Raw genomic sequence first — 1,306 nt, forward strand, 5'->3', positions numbered from 1 at the left:
GGGCTCTGTCCCCTTCACGTATTTAGCAAACTCATATTCAAATTTCTCAGTCTTTGGTCCAGTAGTCAGCCAGCCCGACCTTAAAGTGTCAACGACTTCGTTTATTTCTTCTTCACCTATATCCGGAATACAAAAAGGAATACTCTTCATAACTTTTCCACAGGATACTGCGTATAACTTTAATACACTTAACGGTATTTGTCAACCTTCTTTTCAAACTCTGTTATCCATCTATTTACAATTGTAGACCAGGAGTAATCTCTCTCTACTAATTCCCTGCCATTTTGACCAAGTTCGTAAGCTAATTCTTGGCTATCTCAATGTTAACTGTCAATAATTTTTCTTAATTATCGTAAGCTAGTGGGTACGCAAAAATTGTATTTGCTCAAGTAATTGACATAACTTTAATGAGTATGGAGCAAGTTTTCTTGTTAGAGGTGGTAGAAGAGTGATCAAATTGAAATCAAAAGAACAATGAGGAAAAAGTTTTATTATCTCTTTCTTTGCCCCACCAATTCTCTCTTTTGATAGGTCGATTCCATATAAGTTACTCTCGTTTGTTCCATATTTTAATAAAGTTCTTAAAAAACCTCCCCTACCACATCCTACATCGAGTATTTTTTTGTCAGATAATGGTTCTAATTTATATTTCTTAAAAAGACTAATAATAGTCTGCTCCCTCTCTTCTACAATCCACACATTACCTGGATTTAACTGGCTCCATTTAATTTTGTATCTATTATCTTCTTCGTATTTCTTATATACATCCTTTATCTTCTCTAATTCAGGTTTCACTTTTATTCTTTCTTCAATTCTCTTAACCATCTATCTATAATTATATCCCAAGAATACTCTCTTTCTGCCAATCTCCTACCATTTTGACCAAGTTCATAAGCTAATTCTTTGTCATCTGCAAGTTTAGCCACTGCAGATGCTAAAGCACGCGGATTTTCAGGTTCTACTACTATTCCACAGTTTCCCTCCTCTATAAGTTTTGCGCCTTCACCTTCACCACTATAAATAACAGGGACTCCGCAAGCCATTGAAGAGAAAATTTTAGCAGGCCGTGACCCCTTAAATAGTTCAAGTTTACGCAAAGTGACAATTGAGGCAGTAGCTAATGAAAAGAATAGCGGTATCTTATCAGGTGGATATGGGGGTAAAAAATTGACATTAGTTATTTTTTCTTTCTCAGCTATAAGTTGCAATCTATTTTTTCAGGTCCATCTCCTATAAGTATAAAAACTATGTCATTTCTATCATTTAATATAATAGCTGCTTTTAGTAGTGTTTCAAGTGATTGTGC

At 34.8% G+C, this 1,306-nt stretch carries 3 protein-coding genes; all 3 read right to left on the reverse strand.

The genetic code is table 11. The features are described 5' to 3' along the window. A partial coding sequence (locus QMD21_07735) for a DegT/DnrJ/EryC1/StrS family aminotransferase (GenBank protein ID MDI6856653.1) occupies positions 1-150 on the reverse strand: 150 nt, incomplete at its 3' end. 207 nt (positions 151-357) lie between these two features. Next, on the reverse strand, positions 358-825 hold the full coding sequence (locus tag QMD21_07740) for a class I SAM-dependent methyltransferase (GenBank protein MDI6856654.1): 468 nt from the start codon (positions 823-825) through the stop codon (positions 358-360). Further along, positions 798-1,208, reverse strand: coding sequence for a glycosyltransferase (locus tag QMD21_07745; protein ID MDI6856655.1), 411 nt, complete (start codon positions 1,206-1,208; stop codon positions 798-800). The genes QMD21_07740 and QMD21_07745 overlap by 28 nt, the downstream gene beginning before the upstream one ends. Between the last annotated feature and the right edge of the window lie 98 nt (positions 1,209-1,306).

The organism is Candidatus Thermoplasmatota archaeon (assembly GCA_030018475.1).
Classification (GTDB): domain Archaea; phylum Thermoplasmatota; class JASEFT01; order JASEFT01; family JASEFT01; genus JASEFT01.